This window comes from Arthrobacter sp. Y3221159, from assembly GCF_059089885.1.
Map to the genome: position 1 here is coordinate 119,725 of NZ_JBNHFC010000001.1, position 23,384 is coordinate 143,108.

A 23,384-nucleotide genomic window follows, 5' to 3' on the forward strand; every position below is an offset into this window, starting at 1 on the left:
CGGAAGTAAATGCCCGCACAGAAGGCGCGTGCCGCCGTCGTACACCTCCTTCAAAAGCGGGGCGCAGAGTGCCCCGTGACGCGCAAAATCCCCGGCGCTGCGGAAAGATCCATAGCGCCGGGGATTGTGCGTAGCGAAAGCGGGGAGGGCCTACTCCTCGATCTCGATGTGCGTGGGGTCGAGCACGCGGCGCAGGAACTCCTTGGTGCGCGGCTGGGTGGGGGCGCTGATGACCTGCTCGGCCGCGCCTTCCTCCACCACCACGCCGCCGTCCATGAAGACCACGCGGTCAGCCACTTCGCGGGCGAAGCCCATCTCGTGCGTGACCACCAGCATGGTCATGCCCTCCTGGGCCAGGTTCCGCATGACGGAGAGGACGTCGCCCACCGTCTCGGGGTCCAGCGCGGACGTGGGCTCGTCGAAGAGCATCAGTTCCGGGTCCATGCTCAGTGCACGGGCAATCGCCACACGCTGCTGCTGGCCGCCGGAGAGCTGGTCGGGGAAACGGTCCGACAGATGCCCGAGTCCCACGCGCTCCAGGTTGTGCATGGACACCTTGTCCGCTTCGGCCTGGGAGCGCTTGAGGACCTTGGTCTGGGCGATGGAGCAGTTGCGCTTCGCGTCCAGATGCGGGAACAGGTTGAACTGCTGGAACACCATGCCCACCTTGCGGCGCATTTTGTCGATGTCCACGTCGGGATCGGTGGCCTCGAAGCCTCCTACCTGGATGGTGCCCTGGTTGGGCTGCTCCAGCAGGTTGACGCAGCGGAGGAGGGTTGATTTGCCCGAGCCGGAGGGCCCGATCAGGCACACCACTTCACCCGGTGCCACGTCCAGACTGATCCCCTTGAGGACCTCGTTGGATCCGTAGGACTTGCGCAGGTCTTTGATCGCTACGCCGGCGGCGTGGATGGTACTGGTGCTGCCGCTGGAGGAATGTACGACGTCGTTCATTGTCTTCCCTGCCTATCGCTTGGTCCGCGCGGAGCGGCTTTCGAACTTCCGGGCCAGGAGGCTCAGGGGGATGGTGATGACCAGGTAGAAGGCACCGGCTACCAGGAGCGGCGTCAGGCCGGCGCCCAGGCTGGAGATGCCGTCGCGGCCGAACTTGGTGAGCTCGTACTGCGAGGCGGTCAGGCCCAGGACGTAGATCAGTGAGGAGTCCTTGGTCAGCAGGATGATCTCATTGGTCAGCGGCGGCAGGACGATCTTGAACGCCTGCGGGATCACGATGGTCACCATGGCGCGCCACTGCGGCATGCCGAGGGAACGGGCGGCTTCGAGCTGACCCTTGGGGACAGCCTGCAGGCCGGCGCGGAGGGTCTCAGCGATGTATGCCGATGCAACCATGCCCAGCGAGATCATCACGATCACCGTGACGTTCCACGAAACGCCGAAGGCCAGCGGAACACCGTAACCGAAGGCGATGAACACGAGCAGGGCGGGGATGCCGCGGAAGAACTCGATGTAGCCAGTGGCGATCCAGCGGTACAGCGGGAAGCTGGACAGCTTCATCAGGGCCAGCAGCAGGCCGCCGGAGAGTCCCACGATGAAGCCCAGGAAGGTGTAAATCAGGGTGTTGACCAGGCCGGTGATGAAGATGCCCGGAAACATGGGGCCGATCTTGGCGAAGTTGAAGACGCTGTTGCCGATGGTCTCCCAGTCGGTGGCCAGGATCAGCGCGGCGACGGCCACAACAAAGATTCCGGCCTGGACGTACAGGCTTACTCTGGCGCGTTGACGTGCTGTCATTGCCATTGCCATGGGTTGCTCACATTCGTTATGCGTGGCAGAGGCCCCGGACGGACTGCGTACAGCTTGTCCGGGGCCCCGGCTGCGTGGTTCTCAGGGCTGGAAAGGATCCAAGGCTACGGACGCCTTGGGCCCATGCTCTGGTTTACTTGGCGGTCTCGCCGAACCAGGTGGTCTTGAACTTCTCCAGCGAGCCGTCTTCTTCAAGGCGTTCAAGGGTGCCGTTGACCTTTTCCAGCATGGCGCTGTTGCCCTTCTTGACGGAGATGCCCAGCTGCTCGCCGGTGGCAAAATCCTCAACGCTCTTGAACTTGGGGTCGTCCTTGATGGCGTAGCCCAGGACGGACTGGTTGCCCAGTGCGGCGTCGATGGTGCCGGCCTGGAGTGCCTGGACCAGGAGCCCCGTGTCCTCGAACTGCTGCGCCTCAAGGCCCTGTTCCTGCGCGTAGTCGGCGCCGGTGGTGGCCTGCTGCACGCCTACCTTCTTGCCCTTGGCGTCGTCCAGGCTCTCGATGCCGGATCCCTCGCTGGCAACCAGGGCCAGGTCGTCGTCGAGGTAAGGCGTGGAGAAGTCCATGACCGACTTGCGGGTGTCCGTGATGGAGATCGAGGAGATGCCAAGGTCGCACTGGGTCAGGGCGGTGCCGGTTTCGATCGCTTCGAAGGAGCTGTCCACGATGCTGAGTTCAGCGCCGAGGTCCTTTGCAATTTCCTTGGCGATGTCGATGTCGTAGCCGACCGTCTGGCCGTCCTTCTCGAACTCGAACGGCTCATAGGGGATGTCGGAGCAGACCGTGAGCTTGCCTGCGTTGATCAGCTGGATGCCGCCTTCGGACGCGGCGGGCGTGGAACTGCCACCACCGCACGCCGTGAGGGTAAGGGCGCCGACGGCGAAGACTGCTGCTGCCTTGGCGGTGATCTTGGCCGTGGCCAGGGACTTGAGCTGCATGTTTCTTTACCTTTTGTTGCAGGGGTATGCGGTTCTAAATCGGTTCATAGTGTAGCCCCAGATTATGAGATGTGCATCACAGGAAACTTAGTTTCACTATTGGATAACTAAACCACACCAAAAATCAAGCGGGTCGGGCGGTGACTTGTCTGCGATTCCAGACCCTGGGGCTGGAAGGCCAGCTCAGGTGCTGATGCCGAGGGACTCCAGCATCGGGCGGAACTTCGCCCACGTTTCAGCCAGCTCGGCCTCGGGTTGAGATCCGTCCACGATGCCGCAGCCGGCATACAGCCGCACGGTGTCCGGCGACTCGATCACGGCGCCGCGGAGGGCAATGCCCCACTCGCCGTTCCCAGCGGCGTCCAGCCAGCCCACGGGACCCGCGTAGGGTCCGCGGTCCAGGTGCTCCAGCTTGCGGATCAGTGCGCCCGCCACCTGCGTGGGCGTGCCGCAGACGGCGGCGGTGGGGTGCAGTGCGTTGATCAGTGCCAGGCAGGTGGGGACGTGGCCTTCCACCTCGGTGAGTTCGGCCTTGACGTCGGAGGCCAGGTGCCAGACGTTGGGCAGCTCGAGGATGAAGGGCTCATCGTGCGCGTTCATGGCTTCCGAGAACGGCGCCAGCTGTTTGGTGAGCGACTGGATGGCAATCTCGTGCTCGTGCCGCTGCTTCTCGGAGCCGGCCAGCACCCGGGTGGCGTAATCCATCGGCAGGCCGTCCTCGCCGTGCGCGTCGCGCCGGTCCAGCGTTCCAGCCAGCACGCGCGCCTGGGCTGTCCGGCCCTCCACCTGGATGAGCATCTCAGGGGTGGCGCCCACCAGCCCGTCCACGCCGTAGGTCCAGCATTCGCGGTACCGCGCGGCCAGTTCCCGGAGCACCTGCGCCGCGTTCACGCCGGTGGGGATGGTGGCCACCACGTCGCGGGCCAGCACCAGTTTCTCCAGCGCTCCGGTGCGGATTTCAGCAACCCCTGCGGATACCGCCTCCATCCAGTCTTCCTCGCTCAGGGACCCGGTGTGGAGTGTTGCGCCGGCGGCCAGGGGAAGGGGGCGGACGACGGCGGCGCCCGCACGGCCGGGAAGGGCACCCTGCTGCGGGTCCGTGGCGGAGTCCGCTGCCGACGTCGTGATGGTTGCGGTGGCGAAAGCTGCGGACGGAGCGCCGTTGCCGAGCCAGCGGTCCAGGGCGGCGAGGGCGCTCTGTGCGGTGAGCTCGCCGTCGTCGAGCGTCAGCTGCGTGACCCACACCTTGCTGTCCCGCACGCCCACCACGACTTCCGGCACTATCAGCCGGGACTCGTGCGCGGAGGTCTTGGAGAAGGCGAAAGACCCGAAAGCCACCGGGCCGGTGCCCGGCAACTCCACGTGGTCGGTGACGTCGGCTTCGATCACCAGGTGCCGCCACCAGATGTCGGCCTCGAGGAACCGTTCCGGGCCGGTGGCCGTGAAGCGGGCGATCTCGCCGAAGCCCGCCAGGCCGGCCTCGCGGCGGGTCCAGCAAAGGACATCGTCCCGCACCAGAAACGAAGGCAGCCCCCCGGGGAATGCGGTGCCATCCAGGGGGACTGTCAGGGTGCGGATCGTGCTCGTCATGATGAGACAACACTACTCCGGACCGCAAAGCCGGCTTCGGGAGGGATCTTAGGGCATCCCGGGAAGGGCCGGGAGTCAATGGGCCCGTGGTCCGGGGCCTGCCGAACATTTGAGACAATGACATGGTGAACCGAGCATCCTTGGATAAGCGTCCGGACGAAGTAGCCACCATGTTTGACGACGTCGCACCGAAGTACGACGTTGTCAACGATGTCCTGTCCATGGGGCAGACCCGCCGCTGGCGCAAGGTTGTGGTGGAAGCGATGGAAGTCTCCAAGGACCAGCGCGTCCTGGATCTGGCTGCCGGAACCGGGACGTCCAGCGAGCCATATGCCGATGCAGGCATAGATGTTGTGGCATGCGACTTCTCCCTCGGAATGCTCAAGGTGGGCAAGCGCCGCCGCCCGGACATCAACTTCATCGCCGGGGACGCCACCAACCTGCCGTTCGCTGACAACACGTTTGATGCCACCACCATTTCGTTCGGCCTCCGCAACGTGAACGAGCCCAAGAAGGCACTGCAGGAGATGCTCCGCGTCACCAAGCCGGGCGGCCGCCTGGTCATTGCCGAGTTCTCCCAGCCCGTGGTCCCGCTCTGGCGGACCATGTACACCGAATACCTCATGCGCGCGCTTCCGGCCATCGCCGTGAAGGTTGCCTCCAACCCGGACGCCTATGTCTACCTTGCCGAGTCCATCCGCGCCTGGCCGGACCAGGACCACCTGGCGGCGTGGCTGCAGGACGCCGGCTGGGAAAACGTCACCTACCGCAACCTCACGGGCGGAATCGTGGCGGTGCACCGCGCCTTCAAGGCGGCGGACAAAACGCCCGGCGACGCTGCTGCCGCCATCGCCGCGCACAAGGGCCCGGTGGCCAAGCTCCGCCGCAACATCACCCGCTGACCGGCGTGAAGGTACTGATTGTCGGTGCGGGTCCCGCCGGATCCACCGCTGCGTATTACCTCGCCAGGGCCGGGCTCGAGGTCACGGTCCTAGAGAAGACCAGCTTCCCGCGCGAAAAGGTCTGCGGCGACGGGCTGACCCCCCGCGCCGTCCGGGAGATCCAGAAGCTCGGCCTGCCGCACCCTGAAAATGACGGCTGGCGCCGGAACAAGGGCCTGCGCCTGATCGCCGGGGGGCGGACCATCGAGCTGCCGTGGCCCGAGGTGGCCGACTTCCCCCAGTACGGGTTGATCCGCACCCGGCTGGGCTTCGACGAGGAACTGGCCCGGCACGCCCAGGCGGCGGGGGCCACCATCCTTGAGCGGCACAGTGTCACCGACGCCCTGCATGCGGAGGACGGCCGCGTGACAGGCGTCCGCGCAGCGCTCCTGGACCAGTCCGGACGCAAGACGGGGGAGACGCGTGACTTTCCTGCCGACGTCGTACTCGCCGCGGACGGCAACTCCACGCGCACTGCTGTGTCCCTCGGGATCCAAAAACGTGACGACCGGCCCCTCGGCGTGGCGGTCCGCACCTACTTCACCTCCCCGCGCACAGACGACGACTGGATGGAAGGCTGGCTGGAGCTTCCCGGCCGCGACGGCAAGCTGCTGCCCGGCTACGGCTGGGTCTTTGGCGTCGGCGACGGCACATCCAACGTGGGCCTGGGCATTTTGAACTCCTCGAAGGAATTCGGCAAGCTCGACTACAAGCAGGTGCTCCGCGAATGGACCGCCGGCATGCCCGCCCACTGGGGCTTCACGCCGGAAAACCAGGTGGGCGAAATCCGCGGCGCCGCCCTGCCCATGGGCTTCAACCGCACCCCGCACTACTTACCCGGCCTGCTCCTGCTCGGAGACGCCGGCGGCATGGTGTCCCCGTTCAACGGCGAGGGCATCTCCTACGCGATGGAATCCGCGCGCTTCGCCGCCGAGTTCATTATCGACGCGTCCGCCCGCCTGGCCTCCTCCGGCGGAACGTACGACGCCGACGCGCACCTGGCGCGATACGCGGACTACGTGCGGGGCCAGTGGGGCTCGCATTTCACCCTGGGCAGGGTGTTCGCCGCGCTGATCGGCAAGCCGGCCGTCATGGGGCTCGCGCTGCGGACCGGAATGCCCATCCCGGTGCTGATGCGGTTCGTGGTGCGGCTGCTGGCCAACCTGACGGACCCGACCGCAAAGGGCTTTGAGGACAGGGTGATCCGGGTCCTGGAGTCGCTCGTCCCGGCCACATCCAATACATTGACGCCCACCCCGGCAGTCTCCAACCAGCGGTATCCGCAACAAAAAGTTAGGGTTAACCCGTGACCAAACCCGCAGAGCACAGCTGGACCCACGCCGGACACGGCATGACCGACGCTGAACCAAGCCTCAACACCAGCGCCATTGCCACCGGACTCCAGCTCCCCGCGGGATTCGCCGCCATCGCCGAAGATGCAGAACTGGGCCCGGCCATCACCAACAACCTGGCCAAGGTGGAGAAGAAGCTCCGCGAGGCCATTGCCAACTCGGACCCACTGGCTGACGCAACGTCGCGCCACCTGGTGGAGGCCGGCGGCAAGCGCATCCGGCCGCTGCTCACCCTGCTGTGTGCCCACCTGGGCGATGCCTCCCTGCCTGCAGTGGTGCAGGCCGCCGTCGTGGTGGAACTGACCCACCTGGCAACGCTGTACCACGACGACGTCATGGACTCCGCCCCGTTCCGCCGGGGCGCGCCCACGGCCCACGAAGTCTGGGGCAACTCGGTGGCGGTCCTTACCGGCGATCTGATTTTCGCCCGTGCCTCCATCCTGGTGTCCGAGTTGGGCTCGCGTGCACTGGGCATCCAGGCCCGCACCTTCGAGCGGCTCTGCCTCGGACAGCTGCATGAAACTGTGGGCCCGCGGCCGGACGAGGATCCGGTGGAGCACTACCTCTCCGTGATCGCGGACAAGACCGGCTCGCTGGTTGCTGCTTCCGGGCAGCTCGGTGCCATCTTCTCCGGCGCCGACGAGGCTTTTGAGAATGTGCTGGTGGAATACGGCGAGAAGGTGGGCGTGGCCTTCCAGCTCGCCGATGACGTCATCGATGTCACCGGGGTCAAGGTCAAGTCCGGCAAATCGCCCGGAACGGACCTCCGCGAAGGTGTTCCCACCCTGCCCGTGCTGCTCCTGCGGAAGGCTGCCGAGGACGGCGACCAGTCCGCCGTCGAACTGCTCAAGCTGGTGGACGGGGACCTGAGCTCGGACGAGGCGCTGGCCGAGGCCGTTGCCGGGCTGCGCGCGCACCCCGTGACGGCCGAGTCCTGGGTGGTGGCCCGTAGCTGGGCCAACGAGGCGATCGCCGCGCTGGCACCGCTGCCCGAGGGTGTGGTCAAGGAATCGCTGTCCAACTTCGCGCTGGCTGTGGTGGACCGCGCCAGCTAGTTCTCAAAGCAGAAGCCCGGCTCCCCCCAGGCGCCGGGCTTCTGTTGTTTGTGGCGCCGCCAGCCCACAATCCGGCAGCGCCAGTTAAACGGGACAGCCCCGGTCCGCTGCAACTTGCATTGCTTTGAACCGGGACCATCTCTCCGTTCGCATCAGACCCGCCGGAGGCGTTTAGCGGATCCGGAAACAGTCTATGACAGATCTGTCACAAAAGCCAAGCGATAATTTACGGCTGTGTCACAGTGTATTTCGGCACCTCTTTGGGCAGTAAGGGGCAGCGTCGTCGGTCCGATGACGCAATTGCGTAAGTTATGGGAGCTTCGGGCACAGCCTGCCGCAACCTGACGCCACCCACTGCCAAATGGAGCTTCAAAAGTCGCGCAATCCGGTCACCGAACACTCCGGGTTTGCACATAGCCAAGGCGGCCCCTCTCACCAGGTGCTGTCGAATGCCGACTATGGAGTATGGACGCCACTGATTTCTTGACGCGGCGTGGGGGAGCTGCCCGGGCAGCCCACTTGAAGAAGGCAGGGTTCACACGGACTACCGTTACTCAGGCCCTGGAACTCGGGCTGGTGCATAAGGTCAGGCGTGGCATCTATGCGGTTCCCCATGCCGGCCTCCTCGCCACCGCCGTTGCAGCTGGAGGTCGTCTCACCTGTCTTTCCGCAGCGCCGGTCTATAGCCTTTGGACGCTCAACCGCCCCACCTGTGTTCATCTCTGCCGGAGCCACCCGTCCAACACTCCAGGCACCATAGACCATGGCCGTCCCCAGCATCCGAAGCATGCCTGGCTTCCCGTACTTGGATTGGCGGACGTCCTGATTCATGCCCTTCGCTGTCTGCCGGAATTCGAGGCGCTCGTGATGGTGCAGTCGGCTGTAGGCAATGGAAGCATCTCCTTGGATTTCCTTTACGCCAAATGCCACGGCCGCCGCAATGGAAAGGCGCGTTCCGTACTCGATCTGGTCATTACTCGAGCAGATTCAGTGTTGGAAGTCCTCGCCAATGTGCATTTCGCCCGGGCAGGGCTGCGGGTGAGGAGGCATGTCCTTATTGCGGGCGTCGGGGAGGTGGACTTCCTGGTGGAGGAAGTCATTGTGGTTGAGACCGATGGATCAACGCACTTCGAACCGAAGGCGGTCAAGCGGGATCAGCGCCGCAACAACCGAAGTCTTCTGGGAGGATACCTGGTCCTGCGCTACTACTACGACGATGTTGTGCACACGCCTGAGGCAATGGTCGCCGAGGTGCAGGCGGTGCTGGAACTCTGGCGTCGCGGCGTATTCACTGCTGGAACTGAGCTATAACTTGACCCATTTGCGTGACTTATAGCCCTGGCTGAGCTGAATTCCCGCTATTCAGGCACTTTCGAGGGGACCAGAGGCCTAAAAGTAACGCATTCCGGTCGCGGAAAAGAGCCAGGGGTGTTAGTCCTCGTGCTCGTCGTCCTCGAAGGCCCACTCGAACATGTCGAACACGAACTCGGAGAAGGTGCCCTCCTCGGACTTCCACTGGCCGCGGGCGTTGTTGCGGCGGTACACGATGGGGTCCGGGACGGTGAGGTCGCCCACGCGGAAGCCCCAGGTGTACTCCTCGTCCTCGTCCTCGAGGAACATGAGGAAACCCTCGTCGTCCACCTCGAGCTCGTCCGGGTCCCAGAAGTAGTGGTAGGCCTCCATGAGGTCCTCGCAGCCGCCCACCGCCAGGTAGAACTCGCGCAGGACCAGCGGAATCTGGAACTGGTGCTCGGCCAGGGCCTTGTCCAGTTCCTCCTCGGACAGCCCGTCCGCTTCCTGCCATTCATCCTCGAGATACTTCGGAACAAGCGCGCGGAACTTCTCGAGGAACATGTCAGTCATGCTCATATCCTAGCTAATGGCCGCCCCGCGATTCGCCGCCGGTGGAGCCGTTGCGCTGCCACCCCCGGACAGCCAGCGGAACGTACCAGTAGCGGCGCCATGCAATGACCCGGAAGGCAAAAACCACAGCCGCCACAAGGACGGCAGTCATGGTGTTGAACAAGCCCGACACCCACAGCAGGGAGGTCAGCGCCGCCCCGCTGAATGCCGGCAACGCGTACAGCTCCCGGGCGTTGAACAGCTGGGGCACCTCGTTCGCGGTGATATCGCGCAGCAGCCCGCCGCCCACCGCGGTGGCCACGCCCAGCAGGACGGCCGCGTACGGGTTCATGCCGAAGGAGAGTGCCTTCAGGGTGCCCGTGATGCAGAACAGAGCCAGCCCGCCGGCGTCGAACAGGACCAGCAGCGAGGTGAAGCGCTGGACGCTGGAGAAGAGGAAGTACACCAGGACTGTGGCCAGCAGCGGCGGCACCAGGTAGGCGGGGTTGGTGAAGGCGGCCGGCACGATGTTGAGGATGATGTCGCGGATAACGCCGCCGCCCAGGGCCACGAGCGAGGCCAGGAGGAGCGAGCCCAGGATGTCGAACCGCTTCCTCGCCGCCAGCAAGGACCCCGAGACTGCGAAGAAAAAGACACCGGCCAGGTCCAGCCAAACCAGGGCGATGTCAAAAGCGGATGTCATGGAGCGTCCCGGCAATTCAAAGTGGTTCGGACAGGGCGGCTCCAACGTTACGCTAGCCCCTATGAACAGCCCCATCATGATCGCCTGCGCCCATGGGACGTCCAACGCACAGGGAGCGGCGGAGGTCAGCGCGCTGCGTGCCGCCATCGCTGAACTCCGCCCCGGCCTGGACGTTCGGGAAGCGTACGTGGACGTCCAGCAGCCCGATCTGGTGGATGTGGTGGCGGGACTGCCGGCGGGGGAGTCCGCCGTCGTGGTGCCCTTGCTGCTGAGCGTCGGCTACCACGTGAAGGTGGACATTGCGCGGGCTGTGAAGAGCCGGCCGGGAAGTGCCGCCGCCGCACCCCTGGGCCCGGATCCGCGCCTCGCGGCGCTGCTTGACCAGCGGCTGCGCGAAGCAGGCGTCACGGACAACGACGTGGTGGTGCTCGCCGCCGCGGGCTCGTCCAACCCGAACGCGGCCAAGAGCGTGGAGGAGCTGCTGGGGCAGTTGCGGCAGCTGCGATCCAACCGGATGGTGGCCGCCTACGGTGCCTCTGCCAAGCCGTCCGTGCCCGACGCCGTCGCAATGCTTCGCGAGGAGCTGGCAGGAGGTGCCGGGGCGGGGGAGTCCGCGGGAGGTGTCGACGTCGGCGGGCGGGTGGTGATTGCCTCCTACCTCCTGGCGCCGGGCTACTTCCACGACCAGCTGGCGAAAGCCGGGGCCGACCTGGTGACCGAGCCGCTGCTGCCGTCCCCCGTGCTCGCCGAAATCGCCTTGGAGCGGTACGACGCCGCCGTCGCGAAGGCCCGAAATTCAGCCGACGCTGCACCCGCCGGCGCGCCCGCCGAGGCGCCCTCGGACCCCCGGCGAACAGCGGAATCCGATGCACAGCAGGACGGCTTCTTCAAGGCCGTCCGGCGTTTCGTGACGAAATATTTCCCTAGGTGACTTAGCGTTTCCGGGCCTTTGTGACGCCATTCCGGGGGGACCTACAGTCGATGCATGACTGATACAGCTCTAGCCGGAGCGTCCGCGGACTCCGCTTCCACCAAGCGCCCCGCCCGCGCGTCCCGTCCCGCTGCAAAGCCGCACGGGCAGTGGAAAGTTGACGGCAAAACGCCCCTGAACGCCAACGAAACCTGGAAACAGGAAGACGACGGCCTCAACGTGCGCGAGCGTATCGAAACCATCTACGCCAAGGAAGGCTTCGATGCCATCCCCGGCCAGGACCTGCACGGCCGCTTCCGCTGGTGGGGCCTCTACACCCAGCGCAAGCCCGGGATCGACGGCGGCAAGACCGCAACCCTTGAACCGCACGAGCTCGAAGACAAGTACTTCATGCTCCGCGTGAGGATCGACGGCGGCGCGCTCACCACCGAGCAGCTGCGCGTCATCGGCCAGATCTCCGTGGACTTTGCCCGCGATTCGGCCGACCTAACCGACCGCCAGAACATCCAGCTGCACTGGATCCGCGTGGAGGACATCCCCGAGATCTGGAACCGGCTGGAGGCTGTGGGCCTGTCCACCACCGAGGCCTGCGGCGACGTGCCCCGCGTCATCCTGGGTTCGCCCGTGGCCGGCATCGCCAAGGATGAAATCATCGACCCCACCCCGCTCATCGAGGAGCTGGGGGAGCGGTTCATCGGCAACCCGCTGCTGTCCAACCTGCCGCGCAAGTACAAGTCCGCCATCACGGGCCACCCCAGCCAGGACGTGGTCCACGAGATCAACGACTTCGCGCTGGTGGGCGTGCGCCACCCGGAACTGGGCGTCGGCTACGACCTCTGGGCCGGCGGCGCGCTGTCCACCAACCCGATGCTCGGCAAGCGCCTGGGCGCGTTCGTGAAGCCCGAGCAGGCCGCCGACGTGTGGCTCGGCGTCACCAGCATCTTCCGCGACTACGGTTACCGGCGCATGCGCACCAAGGCCCGCCTGAAGTTCCTGATGGCCGACTGGGGTCCGGAAAAGTTCCGCCAGATCCTCGAGGACGAATACCTCGGATACAAGCTCGCCGACGGTCCCGCCGCGCCTAAGCCCACCACGCCCGGCGACCATGTTGGCGTGCACGAGCAGAAGGACGGCAAGTTCTTCATCGGCGCCACCCCGGTTGCCGGCCGCCTGTCCGGCGCTGCGCTGGTCAAGCTGGCGGACACCTTGGAGGCCCGCGGGTCCTACCGCCTGCGCACCACCCCGCACCAGAAGCTCGTTGTCCTGGATGTCGAGAAGGACCACGTGGAGCCGCTGGTGGCCGAGCTGGACGCCCTTGGCCTGTCCGCCCGCCCGTCGGTGTTCCGTCGCGGCACCATCGCCTGCACCGGCATCGAGTACTGCAAGCTGGCCATCGTGGAGACCAAGCACACCGCCGCCACCGCGGTCGCCGAGCTGGAGCGCCGCCTGGCGGACCTCGCCGAATCCGGTGAACTGCCGCAGGCGCTGTCCCTGCACATCAACGGCTGCCCCAACTCCTGCGCGCGCATCCAGACGGCAGACATCGGCCTCAAGGGCATGATGCTTCCCACGCCCGACGGCGACCCCTCCCCGGGGTTCCAGGTCCACCTGGGCGGCGGGCTGGCCAACAACAACCGCGAGGAAGCCGGCCTGGGCCGGACCGTCCGCGGCCTGAAGGTGTACGTCGATGACCTGCCGGACTACGTGGAGCGCGTTGTCCGTACGTTCGTGGCCCAGCGCTCCGAAGGCCAGACCTTCGCAGAGTGGGCCCACGCGGCAGACGAGGAGGCACTGCAGTAATGTCCAAGCACGCACTCGGAGTCGACCCCGTGGCCGCGCCCGCCGAAGCTTCAGCCCAGGTTGAGGCCACTGTGGCCACCGCCGCCCCCAAGCTTCGTTCCAAGGAAGAGCTGAAGGCCCTCGCCGAAGCCGGTGCCGCCGAACTCGGCTGGGACGCCCCCGCCCGCGATGTCATCGCCTGGGTGGAGCGCAACTTTGACCTGCCCGCCGTCGCCGTCGCCTGCTCCATGGCCGACGCCGTCCTGCCCGCCCTGGTCGCGGACCAGATGCCCGGCGTCGACGTCCTGTTCCTGGAGACCGGCTACCACTTCCCGGAAACCTACGCCACGCGCGACGAGGTGGCAGCGAACCTCCGCGTCAACGTGGTGGACGTGCTCCCGGAGAACACGGTGGAGCAGCAGGACCGGCTCCTGGGCAAGGACCTGTTCGCCCGTGACGCCGCCCAGTGCTGCGCCCTCCGCAAGGTGGCGCCGCTGCAGCGCACCCTGGCCGGCTACGAACTGTGGTTCACCGGTGTCCGCCGCGACGAAGCCCCCACCCGGACCAACACCCCGCTGGTGGGCTGGGACGACAAGAACGGCCTGGTAAAGGTCAACCCGATGGCCGCGTGGACGTTCGACCAGCTGGTCCAGTACTCCGACGACAACCTCCTGCCCGTCAACCCGCTCCTGTCCCAGGGCTACCCGTCCATCGGATGCCAGCCCTGCACCCGCAAGGTGGCTCCCGGCGAGGACCCCCGCGCCGGCCGCTGGGCAGGAACCAACAAGACAGAATGCGGACTACACGTATGAGCACTTCACTGACCGAGGAGACCACCCAGGTGACTGACGCCGCCGTTTCCACGCGCCTCTCCAGCCTGGACACCCTCGAATCCGAGGCAATCCACATAATCCGCGAGGTTGTTGCCGAGTTCGAGAAGCCCGCGCTGCTGTTCTCCGGCGGCAAGGACTCCGTGGTGATGCTGCACCTGGCCACCAAGGCCTTCTGGCCGGGCAAGGTCCCGTTCCCCGTGCTGCACGTGGACACCGGCCACAACTTCCCCGAGGTCATCGATTTCCGCGACCGGACCGTTGAGCGCCTGGGCCTGAAGCTCGTGGTGGGCTCCGTGCAGGAGTTCATCGACCGCGGGGAACTGGCAGAGCGCGCCGACGGCACCCGCAACCCGCTGCAGACCGTCCCGCTGCTGGACGCCATCCAGCAGAACAAGTTCGACGCCGTGTTCGGCGGCGGCCGCCGTGACGAGGACAAGGCCCGCGCCAAGGAGCGCATCCTCAGCCTCCGTGACGAGTTCGGCCAGTGGGACCCCCGTAACCAGCGCCCCGAGCTGTGGAACCTGTACAACGGCCGCCACACCGTGGGCCAGCACGTCCGTGCGTTCCCCATCAGCAACTGGACCGAACTGGACATCTGGCGCTACATCGAGCGCGAAAACATCGAGCTTCCCGGCCTGTACTACGCCCACGAGCGCGAGGTCTTCGCCCGCGACGGCATGTGGCGCGCAGTGGGCGAGGTCTCCCAGCCGCTGCCGCACGAGGAAGTCATCACCAAGACCGTCCGTTACCGCACGGTGGGCGACATGTCCTGCACCGGCGCCGTCGAGTCCAACGCCTTCACCGTGGCCGACGTCGTGGTCGAAGTCGCCGCCTCCACCCTGACCGAACGTGGCGCCACCCGCGCAGATGACCGCATCTCCGAGGCTGCCATGGAAGACCGCAAGAAGGACGGGTACTTCTAATGAGCACCGATATTTTGGCTGCCGACCTCGAGACGGCCCTGCCCACAACCCTGTTCCGCTTTGCCACCGCGGGATCGGTCGACGACGGCAAGTCCACCCTGGTGGGCCGCCTCCTGCACGATTCCAAGGCCATCCTGGCTGACCAGCTGGACGCCGTTGCCCGCACCTCCGCGGACCGCGGCTTCGGCGGGGACAAGGGCGGCATCGACCTGGCCCTGCTGACCGACGGCCTGCGCGCGGAGCGCGAGCAGGGCATCACTATCGACGTGGCCTACCGCTACTTCGCCACCGACCGCCGCAGCTTCATCCTGGCCGACTGCCCCGGGCACGTGCAGTACACCAAGAACACGGTGACCGGCGCGTCCACGGCGGACGCCGTCGTCGTGCTCATCGACGCACGCAAGGGCGTCCTGGAGCAGACCCGACGGCACCTCTCCGTGCTGCAGCTGCTGCGCGTGGCGCACGTGATCGTGGCCGTGAACAAGATCGACCTGGTGGACTTCAGCGAGTCCGTGTTCCGTGACATCGAGGCGGACGTGCAGCAGGTTGGCCGCGAACTGGGCCTGGGCTCCGACGGAATCAGCGACCTGCTGGTCATCCCCGTGTCCGCCCTCGACGGCGACAACGTGGTGGACCGCTCCGAGCGCACCCCCTGGTACACCGGCCCGGCGCTGCTGGAGGTCCTGGAGACCCTGCCTGCCGCGGACGAACTCGAAAGCCACCTGGAGAGCTTCCGCTTCCCGGTGCAGCTGGTCATCCGGCCGCAGGGTGCCCTGGCTCCCGACGCCGTTGCCGCCGGCCTGGACGTGGAGGCCTACCGCGACTACCGCGCGTACGCCGGCCAGATCACCGAGGGCTCTGTCAAGGTTGGGGACAAGGTCTCCGTCCTGACCCCCGGCCAGGACCCGCGCACCACCACCGTGGCGGGCATCGACTTCGCCGGCTCCTCGCTGGAGGAAGCCGCCGCCCCGCAGTCCGTCGCCATCCGCCTGGCCGAGGAGTTCGACGTCGCCCGCGGTGACACCATCGCCGCTGCCGGCACCGTCCGCGAAGCTTCCGCAGACCTGTACGCAGCACTGTGCTGGCTGTCCCCGAAGCCGTTGCGCGAAGGCCAGAAGGTCCTGGTGAAGCACGGCACCCGCACCGTGCAGGCCCTGGTCCGCAGTGTCTCCGGCAAGCTGGACCTGGCCTCCTTCAAGCTGGAGCCGGCCTCAAGCCTGGAACTCAACGACATCGGACACGCGCAGCTCCGGCTCGCCGCGCCGTTGCCGCTTGAGAACTACCTGCACCACCGCCGCACCGGCGCGTTCCTGGTGATCGACCCGCTGGACGGCAACACGCTGGCCGCCGGCCTGGTCAAGGACCACCCGGGCGACCACGAGGACGAGCGCTACAGCATCTAGTCTTAGCCCAAATCGCCGGAACAGTGCGAAATCGCCGTAGCGCTACGGCTGCAACGCACCGTTCCGGCGATTTCGTGGTTAAAGGCCGCCTTCGAGGATCGCCTTCAGCCGTTCCAGGTCCTTGCGGGTCTCGCGGCGGATCATCGGCTCCATGACCAGCCCGGCCAGTCTGGAGAAGCCGGACGGCTTGCCGGTGTTGCCGAGGGTCATCCGGGTCCCGCCGGTGTGGTCCGTCCATGTGTAGGTGGTCTGCATCGGGAAGGGTCCCTGCGCAGTCCGCATCACCAGCTTCTCGCCGGGGACGTACTCTACGAACTCGTAGGTGTAGTCCAGCTCCCGGCCCAGGAATTTGGCCGTGAACGCCACCTTGGAGCCCGTACCGATGGGGCCCGCGGTCAACCGCTGTGACTTATGGATGTTCACGTACCAGCGCGGCGCGTTGTCCGGGTTGGCCGTGTATTCGGCAACTTCGGCGCGCGGCCGGTTGATGACAATCTCGGTCTGGACGTCCACCATGCTGCATCTCCTTCTAACGTGCGGGTTAGCCTAGGACTTACGTTAGTCCTAGGCCGTGCAGTGGGAGGCGGAGCATGGAAACCATCAGCCCGAAGCTTCTGAACTGGGCCTCGATCCTGGACAGCCAAACCCGCGAGCAGGCCGTGAAGACAGCCAGCCTGCCGTTCATCTACCCGCACCTGGCGCTGATGCCCGACGCGCACCTGGGCAAGGGCGCCACGGTCGGTTCGGTCATTCCCACCCTTCGTGCCATCATCCCGGCCGCGGTAGGGGTGGACATCGGCTGCGGCATGATTGCCGTCCGCACCCAGTACTCGGTCAAGGACCTTCCAAAGGACCTCAAGCGGATTCGGGAGGACATCGAGCGCGTCATTCCGCTCTCCGCCGGGCACAACAACAAGAAGGTACTGCCCACCGCGGAACCCCGGATCGCGGAGCTGAAGGCACTGGCAGCGAAGGCCGGCTTCAGCCCCGCGCAGTACGTCGACAAGTGGGACCTGCAGCTGGGCTCCCTGGGCTCCGGCAACCACTTCATCGAGATCTGTGCCGATGAGAACCAGGCCGTCTGGCTGTTCCTGCACTCGGGCTCCCGGGGCATCGGCAACAAGATCGCCCAGCACCACATCGGCGTAGCCCAGCATGTCAGCCGGAAGAACCAGGTCTACCTGCCGGACCCGGACCTCGCGTACCTGGACGAGGGCACGCCGCAGTTCGAGAGGTACATTGCCGAGCTGCGCTGGGCCCAGCACTTCGCGCTGCTGAACCGCGAGGAAATGATGGACCGCGTCAGTGCCCAGTTCGGCCGCTGGGTGGGCGGCCGGGTGCAGGAGCGCGAGCGGATCAACTGCCACCACAACTTCACCCAGCAGGAGACCCACTACGGCAAGCCGGTCTGGGTCTCCCGCAAAGGCGCCATCAAAGCCGAGCCCGGCGATCCCGGGCTCATCCCCGGATCCATGGGCACGGCGTCGTACGTGGTGGAGGGCCTGGGCAACCCGGCGTCGCTGAACTCTTCCCCGCACGGCGCGGGCCGGGAGTACTCGCGCAACGCCGCCCGCAAGGCATTCAGCCTGGAGGAACTCAAGCGGGCCATGCGCGGCATCGAATTCCGTGCGTCGGAGGCATTCATCGACGAAATCCCCGCCGCATACAAGCCGATCGACCAGGTGATGCAGGACGCCGCGGACCTCGTGACCGTGCGGCACAAGCTGCGGCAGCTGGTCAACGTGAAGGGCAACTGAACCGCGCAATCCCGGTGCCCCCGCGTCGGAATGTGACGCTAGATGAACGTGCGTGACCCCCCGTTTAGGCTTCATTGAACGCGAATATGTCACTCCCTATGGTGAAACAATGACTAGTTCCAAGCCCGGGATGACCCGCATCGTGGCAGGCGAAAGCGCGGTACCCAAGCGCAAGCGTGCCATCGAGGCCGTCCTGGCCATCGGACTGGTCCTGCTCATCGCCGTCGGTGCGGTGGTCGCGTCCACCGTCTCGCGCAACACTGAGGCGCAGGCCGTCGCCCCCACCCCCGCCGCCGAGCTGAAGCTCGGTTACTTCGGCAACGTCACGCACGCCCCGGCGCTGGTGGGGATCAAGGAAGGCCTCCTGGCCGAATCGCTGGGCAGCACCAGCCTCAGCACCGAGACCTTTAACGCGGGCCCGGCAGCCATCGAGGCATTGAACGCCGGCGCCATCGACGCCGCCTACATTGGACCCAACCCCGCCATCAACTCCTTCGTCAAGAGCCAGGGTGTATCCGTCCGGGTCATCGCCGGTGCTGCGGCAGGCGGTGCCCAGCTGGTGGTCAAGCCGGAGATCAACTCCGCTGCCGACCTTAAGGGCAAGACCATCGCGTCCCCGCAGCTTGGCGGTACCCAGGACGTGGCCCTCCGCGCCTGGCTCGCCCACCAGGGCTACAAGACCAACGTGGACGGCAGCGGCGACGTGGCCATCAACCCGACCGAAAACGCCCAGACGCTCAAGCTGTTCCAGGACGGAAAGCTCGACGGCGCGTGGTTGCCTGAGCCGTGGGCGTCACGCCTGGTGCTTCAGGCCGGAGCCAAGGTGCTTGTTGACGAGAAGGACCTGTGGGACGGCACCGGGACCGGCAAGCCGGGCGAGTTCCCTACCACCATCCTGATCGTGAACCAGAAGTTCGCGGCCGAACACCCGGACACCGTGAAGGCCCTCCTCGCCGGGCACGCGAAGTCGGTGGCGTGGCTGAACGAGGCCCCCGCGGACCGGAAAGCAGCGGTCATCAACTCGGCCCTGCAGGAATCCGCGGGCGCCGCACTGGCCGACGACGTCCTGGCCCGGTCCCTGGCCAACATCACCTTCACCCTTGACCCGCTGGCAGGTGCCTACCCCCGGCTCCTGCAGGACGGCGTCGATGCCGGCACCACGAAGCAGGCCGACATCAGCGGGCTCTTCGACCTCCGGGCACTCAACGAAGTCGCCGGCACCAGCAAGATTTCAGCGGCCGGCCTCGGCCAGGACTGACCAACCCACTACCTAAGGACGGCACCATGCCAGTCGTACTGGAACACCTGGGCAAGCGCTTCGGCGACGGCGCCCCGGTACTGGACGACGTCAACGCCAACATCGAAAAGGGCGAGTTCGTTGCCCTCCTCGGTGCCTCCGGCTGCGGCAAGTCCACCCTGCTGAACATCATTGCGGGGCTGGAGGCGCCGTCGTCGGGCGCCCTGGAAGTACCCAGCGACGGTGCAGCCTTCATGTTCCAGGACGCAGCACTCTTCCCCTGGCTCACGGCCCGCGAAAACATTGAGCTGGCGCTGAAGCTGCGCGGCGTGGGCAAGGCGGAGCGGCGCGTCAAAGCCCAGGAGCTCCTGGAACTGGTGCACCTCGGCGCCGCCGGCGACAAGCGTCCGCACGAGCTGTCCGGCGGCATGCGCCAGCGCGTGTCCCTGGCCCGATCGCTCGCCCAGGACCGGCAGCTGCTGCTCATGGATGAGCCGTTCGCCGCCCTCGATGCGATCACCCGCGACCTCCTCCACGACGAGCTGGAGCGCATCTGGAAGGAAACCGGGCGCACGATTGTCTTCGTCACCCACAACGTCCGTGAAGCCGTGCGGCTGGGCCAGCGCGTACTGCTGCTGTCCTCCCGCCCCGGCCGCGTGGTCCAGGAGTGGGCCGTCACCGAGGAACACCGAACCGACGCCGGGCTCGCCGGCCAGCTGACCGGGGTCATCACTGCCCGGCTGCGGGAGGAGATTCGCCGCCATGCCAAGTAACCCCACCCCCCTCGAGGACAGGACCCCGGTGGTTGGGCCTCTCGAAACGAGGGCGGCATCCGGCGCTTCACCAGCCCCTCATGTGCATGCCGCTTTGACGCGGACGTCTACGGGGAACGAGGACCTTCGGGAGCTTGAGTCCGGGCTGGACTCGCTGCAGTCGGACGCCGAGCGCAAGCACCGGATCGACTGGAGCCGGATCCTGCTGCCCATCGCCGCCCTGGTGGTCCTGGTGCTCATCTGGCAGTTCTACGTCTCGCTTGGGGTCAAGCGCCGCGACCTGGTGCCCGGGCCGCTGGACGTTGTGGCCCAGATGGGCCTTCTCTGGAATGAAGGCAAGCTGCAGGAAGCCATGTGGACCTCGCTGCAGCGCGGCGTGGTGGGTTTCATCATCTCCGTCGCCATCGCCACACCGGTGGGCCTGCTGCTCGCCCAGGTGGCACCACTGCGCCGGGCTTTCGGCCCCCTGATCTCCGGCCTGCAGGTGCTGCCGTCCGTCGCCTGGGTGCCTGCCGCCATCATCTGGTTCGGCCTGACGGACGCCACCGTCTACTTCGTGGTATTCATGGGCGCCATCCCGTCCATCATCAACGGACTCATCTCCGGGGTGGACCAGATCCCGCCGCAGTACCGCCGCGTCGGCACCGTCCTGGGAGCGTCACGGCTGCAGATGGCTCTTCAGGTCATCCTCCCGGCCGCCCTTCCGGGATACCTCGGCGGACTGAAACAGGGCTGGGCCTTCTCCTGGCGCTCACTCATGGCCGCCGAAATCATCGCCGTGGGCGGCACCATCGGCTTCGGCCTGGGCTCGCTGCTGGACCAGGGCCGCATCCTGTCGGACATGTCTGTAGTGATGTCGGCCATCCTGCTGATCCTGGCCGTCGGCATCCTCATCGAACTGCTGGTGTTCGCCCCCATCGAGAAGAAGCTCCTGCGCAGCCGCGGCCTCCTCGCCGGCAGCACACGCTAGCCCCTACCCACCTTCTGCAGAGCCCGACGGCGACCTCCCGCCGTCGGGCTTTGCTGTGCTTCCCTTCCCGACAGGTATACCTTGTTCCTTACCGGACCGCTCCGGCCGGAGGCGCTCAGCGTGAGGCGGATACATGGAACACGGACTGGAACCGGGTCAAGGAATACTGGCGGGCATCGGTTCCACCCCGCTGATCGAACTGCGAAAAGTGGTGCCGCCGGGGTCAGCGCGTGTGCTCGCAAAACTGGAGTATGCGAACCCCACCGGGAGCATGAAGGACCGAATGGCTGTGGCTGCGATCAGCGCCGCCGAAGCCCGGGGCGACATCAGCCCGGGCGATACGGTTGTTGAGTACACCGCCGGAACAACAGGCATCTCGCTCGCCTTGGCCTGTGCGGCCAAGGGCTACCGGCTGCATGTCGTTTTCTCAGACGCTTTCAGCGACGAGAAACGCCGCACCATGGAGGCCCTGGGGGCAACGGTTGAGGACGTACCAAGTGACCAGGGCCGCATCACCGAATCCTTGATCAGGGCCATGATCGCCCGCGCAGGCGAGCTGAGCGCGCAGCCGGGCTACTGGGCCTGCGACCAGCTCAACAACCACGACGCCGTGACCGGATATCTGGCCTTGGGCGAGGAAATCTGGCAGCAATCGCACGGTCTCGTGGATGCCTTAGTACAGTCTGTCGGAACTGCCCACTCCATACACGGCGCTGCGCGCGCCCTGCGCCGCCACCTGCCAACGCTTAGGGTCGTGGCCGTCGAGCCGGCTGAGTCGTCCGTACTTTCCGGAGGCCCTACCGGCTCCCACCGGATTGAAGGAATCGGAATCGGCTTCCTGCCGCCGCTGTGGGAACCCGAGGAGGTGGACTCCATAGAGCCGGTCAATTCCGAGGATGCGATGGCGATGAGCCGCCGCCTTGCGCGGGAGGAAGGCATCTTCGCCGGTACCTCCTCGGGAGGAAATGTTGTTGCCGCGCTGCGCGTCGCCGAACAGCTTGGCCCGGATGCAACTGTGGTCACCATCATGGTTGACTCCGGGTTCCGGTATCTCAGCACTGGGCTGTACGGATAGAAGCGCGGCGCCGGTACCTGCAGCGGCTGATCCGGGAGCGCGGCCGATTCCTCACTACGGTCAGCAGCCGAAACGGGGGACTATGACACGGACGCACCGGCTTTCATGGCGAGCACTGCCGCATTCCGAGCCAAAGTGCCCCGCTATGGAGCACGACGGCGGCCCGCCGGGTTTGTGACGCAGCGTTACCTTGCGTGAACTGGTGTTGCTCGGCCTTTGTGGGCGATTGTGACGCGGCCCTACCGTTGATTCATGGCAATTCAGGATATCTACCCCACGGCGCTGCGGCTCCTCGGCCGTCCCGTGTTGGTGGTGGGCGGCGGCCCGGTGGCTGCCCGCCGCGCCAAGGGCCTGCTCGACGCCGGTGCCGTGGTCACCGTGGTGGCTCCCGTTGCCTCTCCCGCGCTCCAGGACATGGCCGACGCCGGCCTGCTCACCTGGGCAGCGCGCCCCTATGACTCCAAAGACGTCGACGGCGTCTGGTTCGTCCAGACGGCCACCGGCGATGCCGCCGTGGACGCCTTGGTATCGGCCGACGCCGAGGCGCAGCGCATCTGGTGCGTCAACGCCTCCGATCACGAAGCCTCCGCGGCCTGGACGCCCGCCGTCGCCGAGGTGGATGACGTCAAGATCGCCGTGAACGCCGGGGGAGACCCGCGCCGCGCCATGGCCGTCCGAGATGCCGTGGCCACCGCCCTGGAAACCGGGGACCTTCCGCTGCGCCGCCGGCGTCCTGCGGCCACCGGTTCGGTTGCCCTCGTGGGCGGCGGTCCCGGCGATACCGGCCTCATCACCGTCCGCGGCCGCCGCCTCCTGGGCCAGGCCGACGTGGTGGTTGCCGACCGCCTTGGCCCCCGCGAACTCCTCAACGAACTGGCCCCTGACGTCCGCGTCATCGAGGTCGGCAAGACGCCCGGCCACCACCCCGTGCCGCAGGCCGAAATCAACCGGATCCTCGTGGACGAGGCCCTGCAGGGCCACCGCGTGGTCCGGCTCAAGGGCGGGGACCCTTACGTCCTGGGCCGCGGCGGCGAGGAAGCCGAGTACTGCCGCCGGCACGGCGTCGAGGTCGAGGTCGTTTCCGGCGTCACCTCAGCGGTCTCAGTCCCCGCCGCCGCGGGCATCCCGGTGACTCACCGCGGCCTGGCCAAGGGCTTCAGCGTGGTCACCGGCCACGAGGAACTGTCGGAGGTTCCGGCCCGCGCCGACCACACCATCGTCCTGCTCATGGGCGTAGGCCAGCTCCGCGAATCAGCGTCCGCGCTGGGCGAAGCCGGCCTGCCCGCCGGCACCCCGGTTGGTATTGTGGAGAACGGATACCTGCCGGACCAGCGCGTGACCATCGGCACGCTTGGTTCCATAGCTGACCAGGCCGAGGCCGCCGGCGTCGCGAATCCCGCAGTGATTGTCATCGGTGACGTGGTGCGCGTGAGCCCTTTCGCGCCGTCGCACTTCAAAACCGCTGACTACAGCACCACCACCCCGAACAAGCCCCGAGTCCTCACCTCCTAGCGAACAA

At 66.5% G+C, this 23,384-nt stretch carries 22 protein-coding genes; 15 read left to right on the forward strand and 7 right to left on the reverse strand.

Annotation, left to right across the window (positions count from 1 at the left end; translation table 11 throughout):
- Positions 1-150 precede the first annotated feature (150 nt).
- The 4 genes from AC5RT3_RS00520 to AC5RT3_RS00535 all read right to left on the reverse strand — a co-directional run bounded on the left by AC5RT3_RS00520 (position 151) and on the right by AC5RT3_RS00535 (position 4,291).
- A complete protein-coding gene (locus AC5RT3_RS00520; protein WP_494051118.1) occupies positions 151-954 on the reverse strand; it encodes an amino acid ABC transporter ATP-binding protein in 804 nt (267 codons plus the stop codon).
- 12 nt (positions 955-966) lie between these two features.
- Positions 967-1,758 (reverse strand): amino acid ABC transporter permease, encoded by a 792-nt coding sequence (locus AC5RT3_RS00525; protein WP_494010288.1) that lies wholly within the window; start codon positions 1,756-1,758, stop codon positions 967-969.
- Between the two features lie 139 nt (positions 1,759-1,897).
- Complete coding sequence (locus tag AC5RT3_RS00530) at positions 1,898-2,701, reverse strand: ABC transporter substrate-binding protein (protein ID WP_494051117.1); 804 nt, start codon at positions 2,699-2,701, stop codon at positions 1,898-1,900.
- Positions 2,702-2,884: 183 nt separating this feature from the next.
- On the reverse strand, positions 2,885-4,291 hold the full coding sequence (locus AC5RT3_RS00535; protein ID WP_494123263.1) for an isochorismate synthase: 1,407 nt from the start codon (positions 4,289-4,291) through the stop codon (positions 2,885-2,887).
- Positions 4,292-4,416: 125 nt separating this feature from the next.
- On the opposite strand from AC5RT3_RS00535, the gene AC5RT3_RS00540 reads away from it, so the two are divergent.
- The 4 genes from AC5RT3_RS00540 (at position 4,417) to AC5RT3_RS00555 (ending at position 8,950) form a co-directional block, all read left to right on the forward strand.
- Positions 4,417-5,193, forward strand: coding sequence for a demethylmenaquinone methyltransferase (locus AC5RT3_RS00540; RefSeq protein WP_494051357.1), 777 nt, complete (start codon positions 4,417-4,419; stop codon positions 5,191-5,193).
- A gap of 5 nt (positions 5,194-5,198) precedes the next feature.
- On the forward strand, positions 5,199-6,542 hold the full coding sequence (locus AC5RT3_RS00545) for a geranylgeranyl reductase family protein (RefSeq protein WP_494051115.1): 1,344 nt from the start codon (positions 5,199-5,201) through the stop codon (positions 6,540-6,542).
- Positions 6,539-7,639 carry a polyprenyl synthetase family protein gene (locus AC5RT3_RS00550; protein WP_494051114.1) on the forward strand — a complete coding sequence of 367 codons (1,101 nt, stop codon included), beginning with the start codon at positions 6,539-6,541 and terminating at the stop codon, positions 7,637-7,639. Before AC5RT3_RS00545 ends, AC5RT3_RS00550 begins: the two co-directional genes overlap by 4 nt.
- 465 nt (positions 7,640-8,104) lie before the next feature.
- Positions 8,105-8,950 carry a DUF559 domain-containing protein gene (locus tag AC5RT3_RS00555; RefSeq protein WP_494123264.1) on the forward strand — a complete coding sequence of 282 codons (846 nt, stop codon included), beginning with the start codon at positions 8,105-8,107 and terminating at the stop codon, positions 8,948-8,950.
- Between the two features lie 120 nt (positions 8,951-9,070).
- Here AC5RT3_RS00555 and AC5RT3_RS00560 read toward each other — a convergent pair whose 3' ends face one another.
- Positions 9,071-9,502, reverse strand: coding sequence for a hypothetical protein (locus tag AC5RT3_RS00560; RefSeq protein ID WP_494010293.1), 432 nt, complete (start codon positions 9,500-9,502; stop codon positions 9,071-9,073).
- A 13-nt stretch (positions 9,503-9,515) separates the two neighbouring features.
- Positions 9,516-10,184: a trimeric intracellular cation channel family protein gene (locus tag AC5RT3_RS00565; RefSeq protein WP_494051112.1), complete on the reverse strand. Its 669-nt coding sequence runs from the start codon at positions 10,182-10,184 to the stop codon at positions 9,516-9,518.
- 61 nt (positions 10,185-10,245) lie between these two features.
- Here AC5RT3_RS00565 and AC5RT3_RS00570 point away from each other — a divergent pair, with 61 nt between their 5' ends.
- The 5 genes from AC5RT3_RS00570 to AC5RT3_RS00590 are packed head-to-tail and all read left to right on the forward strand — an operon-like array spanning position 10,246 to position 16,053.
- Positions 10,246-11,115: a sirohydrochlorin chelatase gene (locus AC5RT3_RS00570; RefSeq protein WP_494051111.1), complete on the forward strand. Its 870-nt coding sequence runs from the start codon at positions 10,246-10,248 to the stop codon at positions 11,113-11,115.
- Between the two features lie 54 nt (positions 11,116-11,169).
- A complete protein-coding gene (locus tag AC5RT3_RS00575; protein ID WP_494010296.1) occupies positions 11,170-12,915 on the forward strand; it encodes a nitrite/sulfite reductase in 1,746 nt (581 codons plus the stop codon).
- Positions 12,915-13,706 (forward strand): phosphoadenylyl-sulfate reductase, encoded by a 792-nt coding sequence (locus AC5RT3_RS00580; protein ID WP_494051110.1) that lies wholly within the window; start codon positions 12,915-12,917, stop codon positions 13,704-13,706. Before AC5RT3_RS00575 ends, AC5RT3_RS00580 begins: the two co-directional genes overlap by 1 nt.
- Positions 13,703-14,650, forward strand: a complete 948-nt coding sequence (cysD, locus tag AC5RT3_RS00585) for a sulfate adenylyltransferase subunit CysD (RefSeq protein WP_400611432.1) — start codon at positions 13,703-13,705, stop codon at positions 14,648-14,650. Before AC5RT3_RS00580 ends, cysD begins: the two co-directional genes overlap by 4 nt.
- Positions 14,650-16,053 (forward strand): sulfate adenylyltransferase subunit 1, encoded by a 1,404-nt coding sequence (locus AC5RT3_RS00590; protein WP_494051109.1) that lies wholly within the window; start codon positions 14,650-14,652, stop codon positions 16,051-16,053. The genes cysD and AC5RT3_RS00590 overlap by 1 nt, the downstream gene beginning before the upstream one ends.
- A 78-nt stretch (positions 16,054-16,131) precedes the next feature.
- Here the strand turns inward: AC5RT3_RS00590 and AC5RT3_RS00595 are convergent, their stop codons facing one another.
- Positions 16,132-16,569: an SRPBCC family protein gene (locus AC5RT3_RS00595; RefSeq protein ID WP_494051108.1), complete on the reverse strand. Its 438-nt coding sequence runs from the start codon at positions 16,567-16,569 to the stop codon at positions 16,132-16,134.
- Positions 16,570-16,643: 74 nt separating this feature from the next.
- Between AC5RT3_RS00595 and AC5RT3_RS00600 the strand changes: the two genes are divergently transcribed.
- The 6 genes from AC5RT3_RS00600 to cobA all read left to right on the forward strand — a co-directional run bounded on the left by AC5RT3_RS00600 (position 16,644) and on the right by cobA (position 23,377).
- Positions 16,644-17,810, forward strand: coding sequence for an RtcB family protein (locus AC5RT3_RS00600; protein WP_494123265.1), 1,167 nt, complete (start codon positions 16,644-16,646; stop codon positions 17,808-17,810).
- A gap of 130 nt (positions 17,811-17,940) precedes the next feature.
- Positions 17,941-19,068: an ABC transporter substrate-binding protein gene (locus tag AC5RT3_RS00605; RefSeq protein WP_494051352.1), complete on the forward strand. Its 1,128-nt coding sequence runs from the start codon at positions 17,941-17,943 to the stop codon at positions 19,066-19,068.
- A 26-nt stretch (positions 19,069-19,094) separates the two neighbouring features.
- Positions 19,095-19,820, forward strand: a complete 726-nt coding sequence (locus AC5RT3_RS00610; RefSeq protein WP_494051088.1) for an ABC transporter ATP-binding protein — start codon at positions 19,095-19,097, stop codon at positions 19,818-19,820.
- Positions 19,810-20,790: an ABC transporter permease gene (locus AC5RT3_RS00615; RefSeq protein ID WP_494051087.1), complete on the forward strand. Its 981-nt coding sequence runs from the start codon at positions 19,810-19,812 to the stop codon at positions 20,788-20,790. Before AC5RT3_RS00610 ends, AC5RT3_RS00615 begins: the two co-directional genes overlap by 11 nt.
- 133 nt (positions 20,791-20,923) lie before the next feature.
- Positions 20,924-21,865 carry a PLP-dependent cysteine synthase family protein gene (locus AC5RT3_RS00620; RefSeq protein ID WP_494010301.1) on the forward strand — a complete coding sequence of 314 codons (942 nt, stop codon included), beginning with the start codon at positions 20,924-20,926 and terminating at the stop codon, positions 21,863-21,865.
- 252 nt (positions 21,866-22,117) lie between these two features.
- Positions 22,118-23,377: a uroporphyrinogen-III C-methyltransferase gene (gene cobA, locus AC5RT3_RS00625; protein WP_494051085.1), complete on the forward strand. Its 1,260-nt coding sequence runs from the start codon at positions 22,118-22,120 to the stop codon at positions 23,375-23,377.
- Positions 23,378-23,384: the final 7 nt, after the last annotated feature.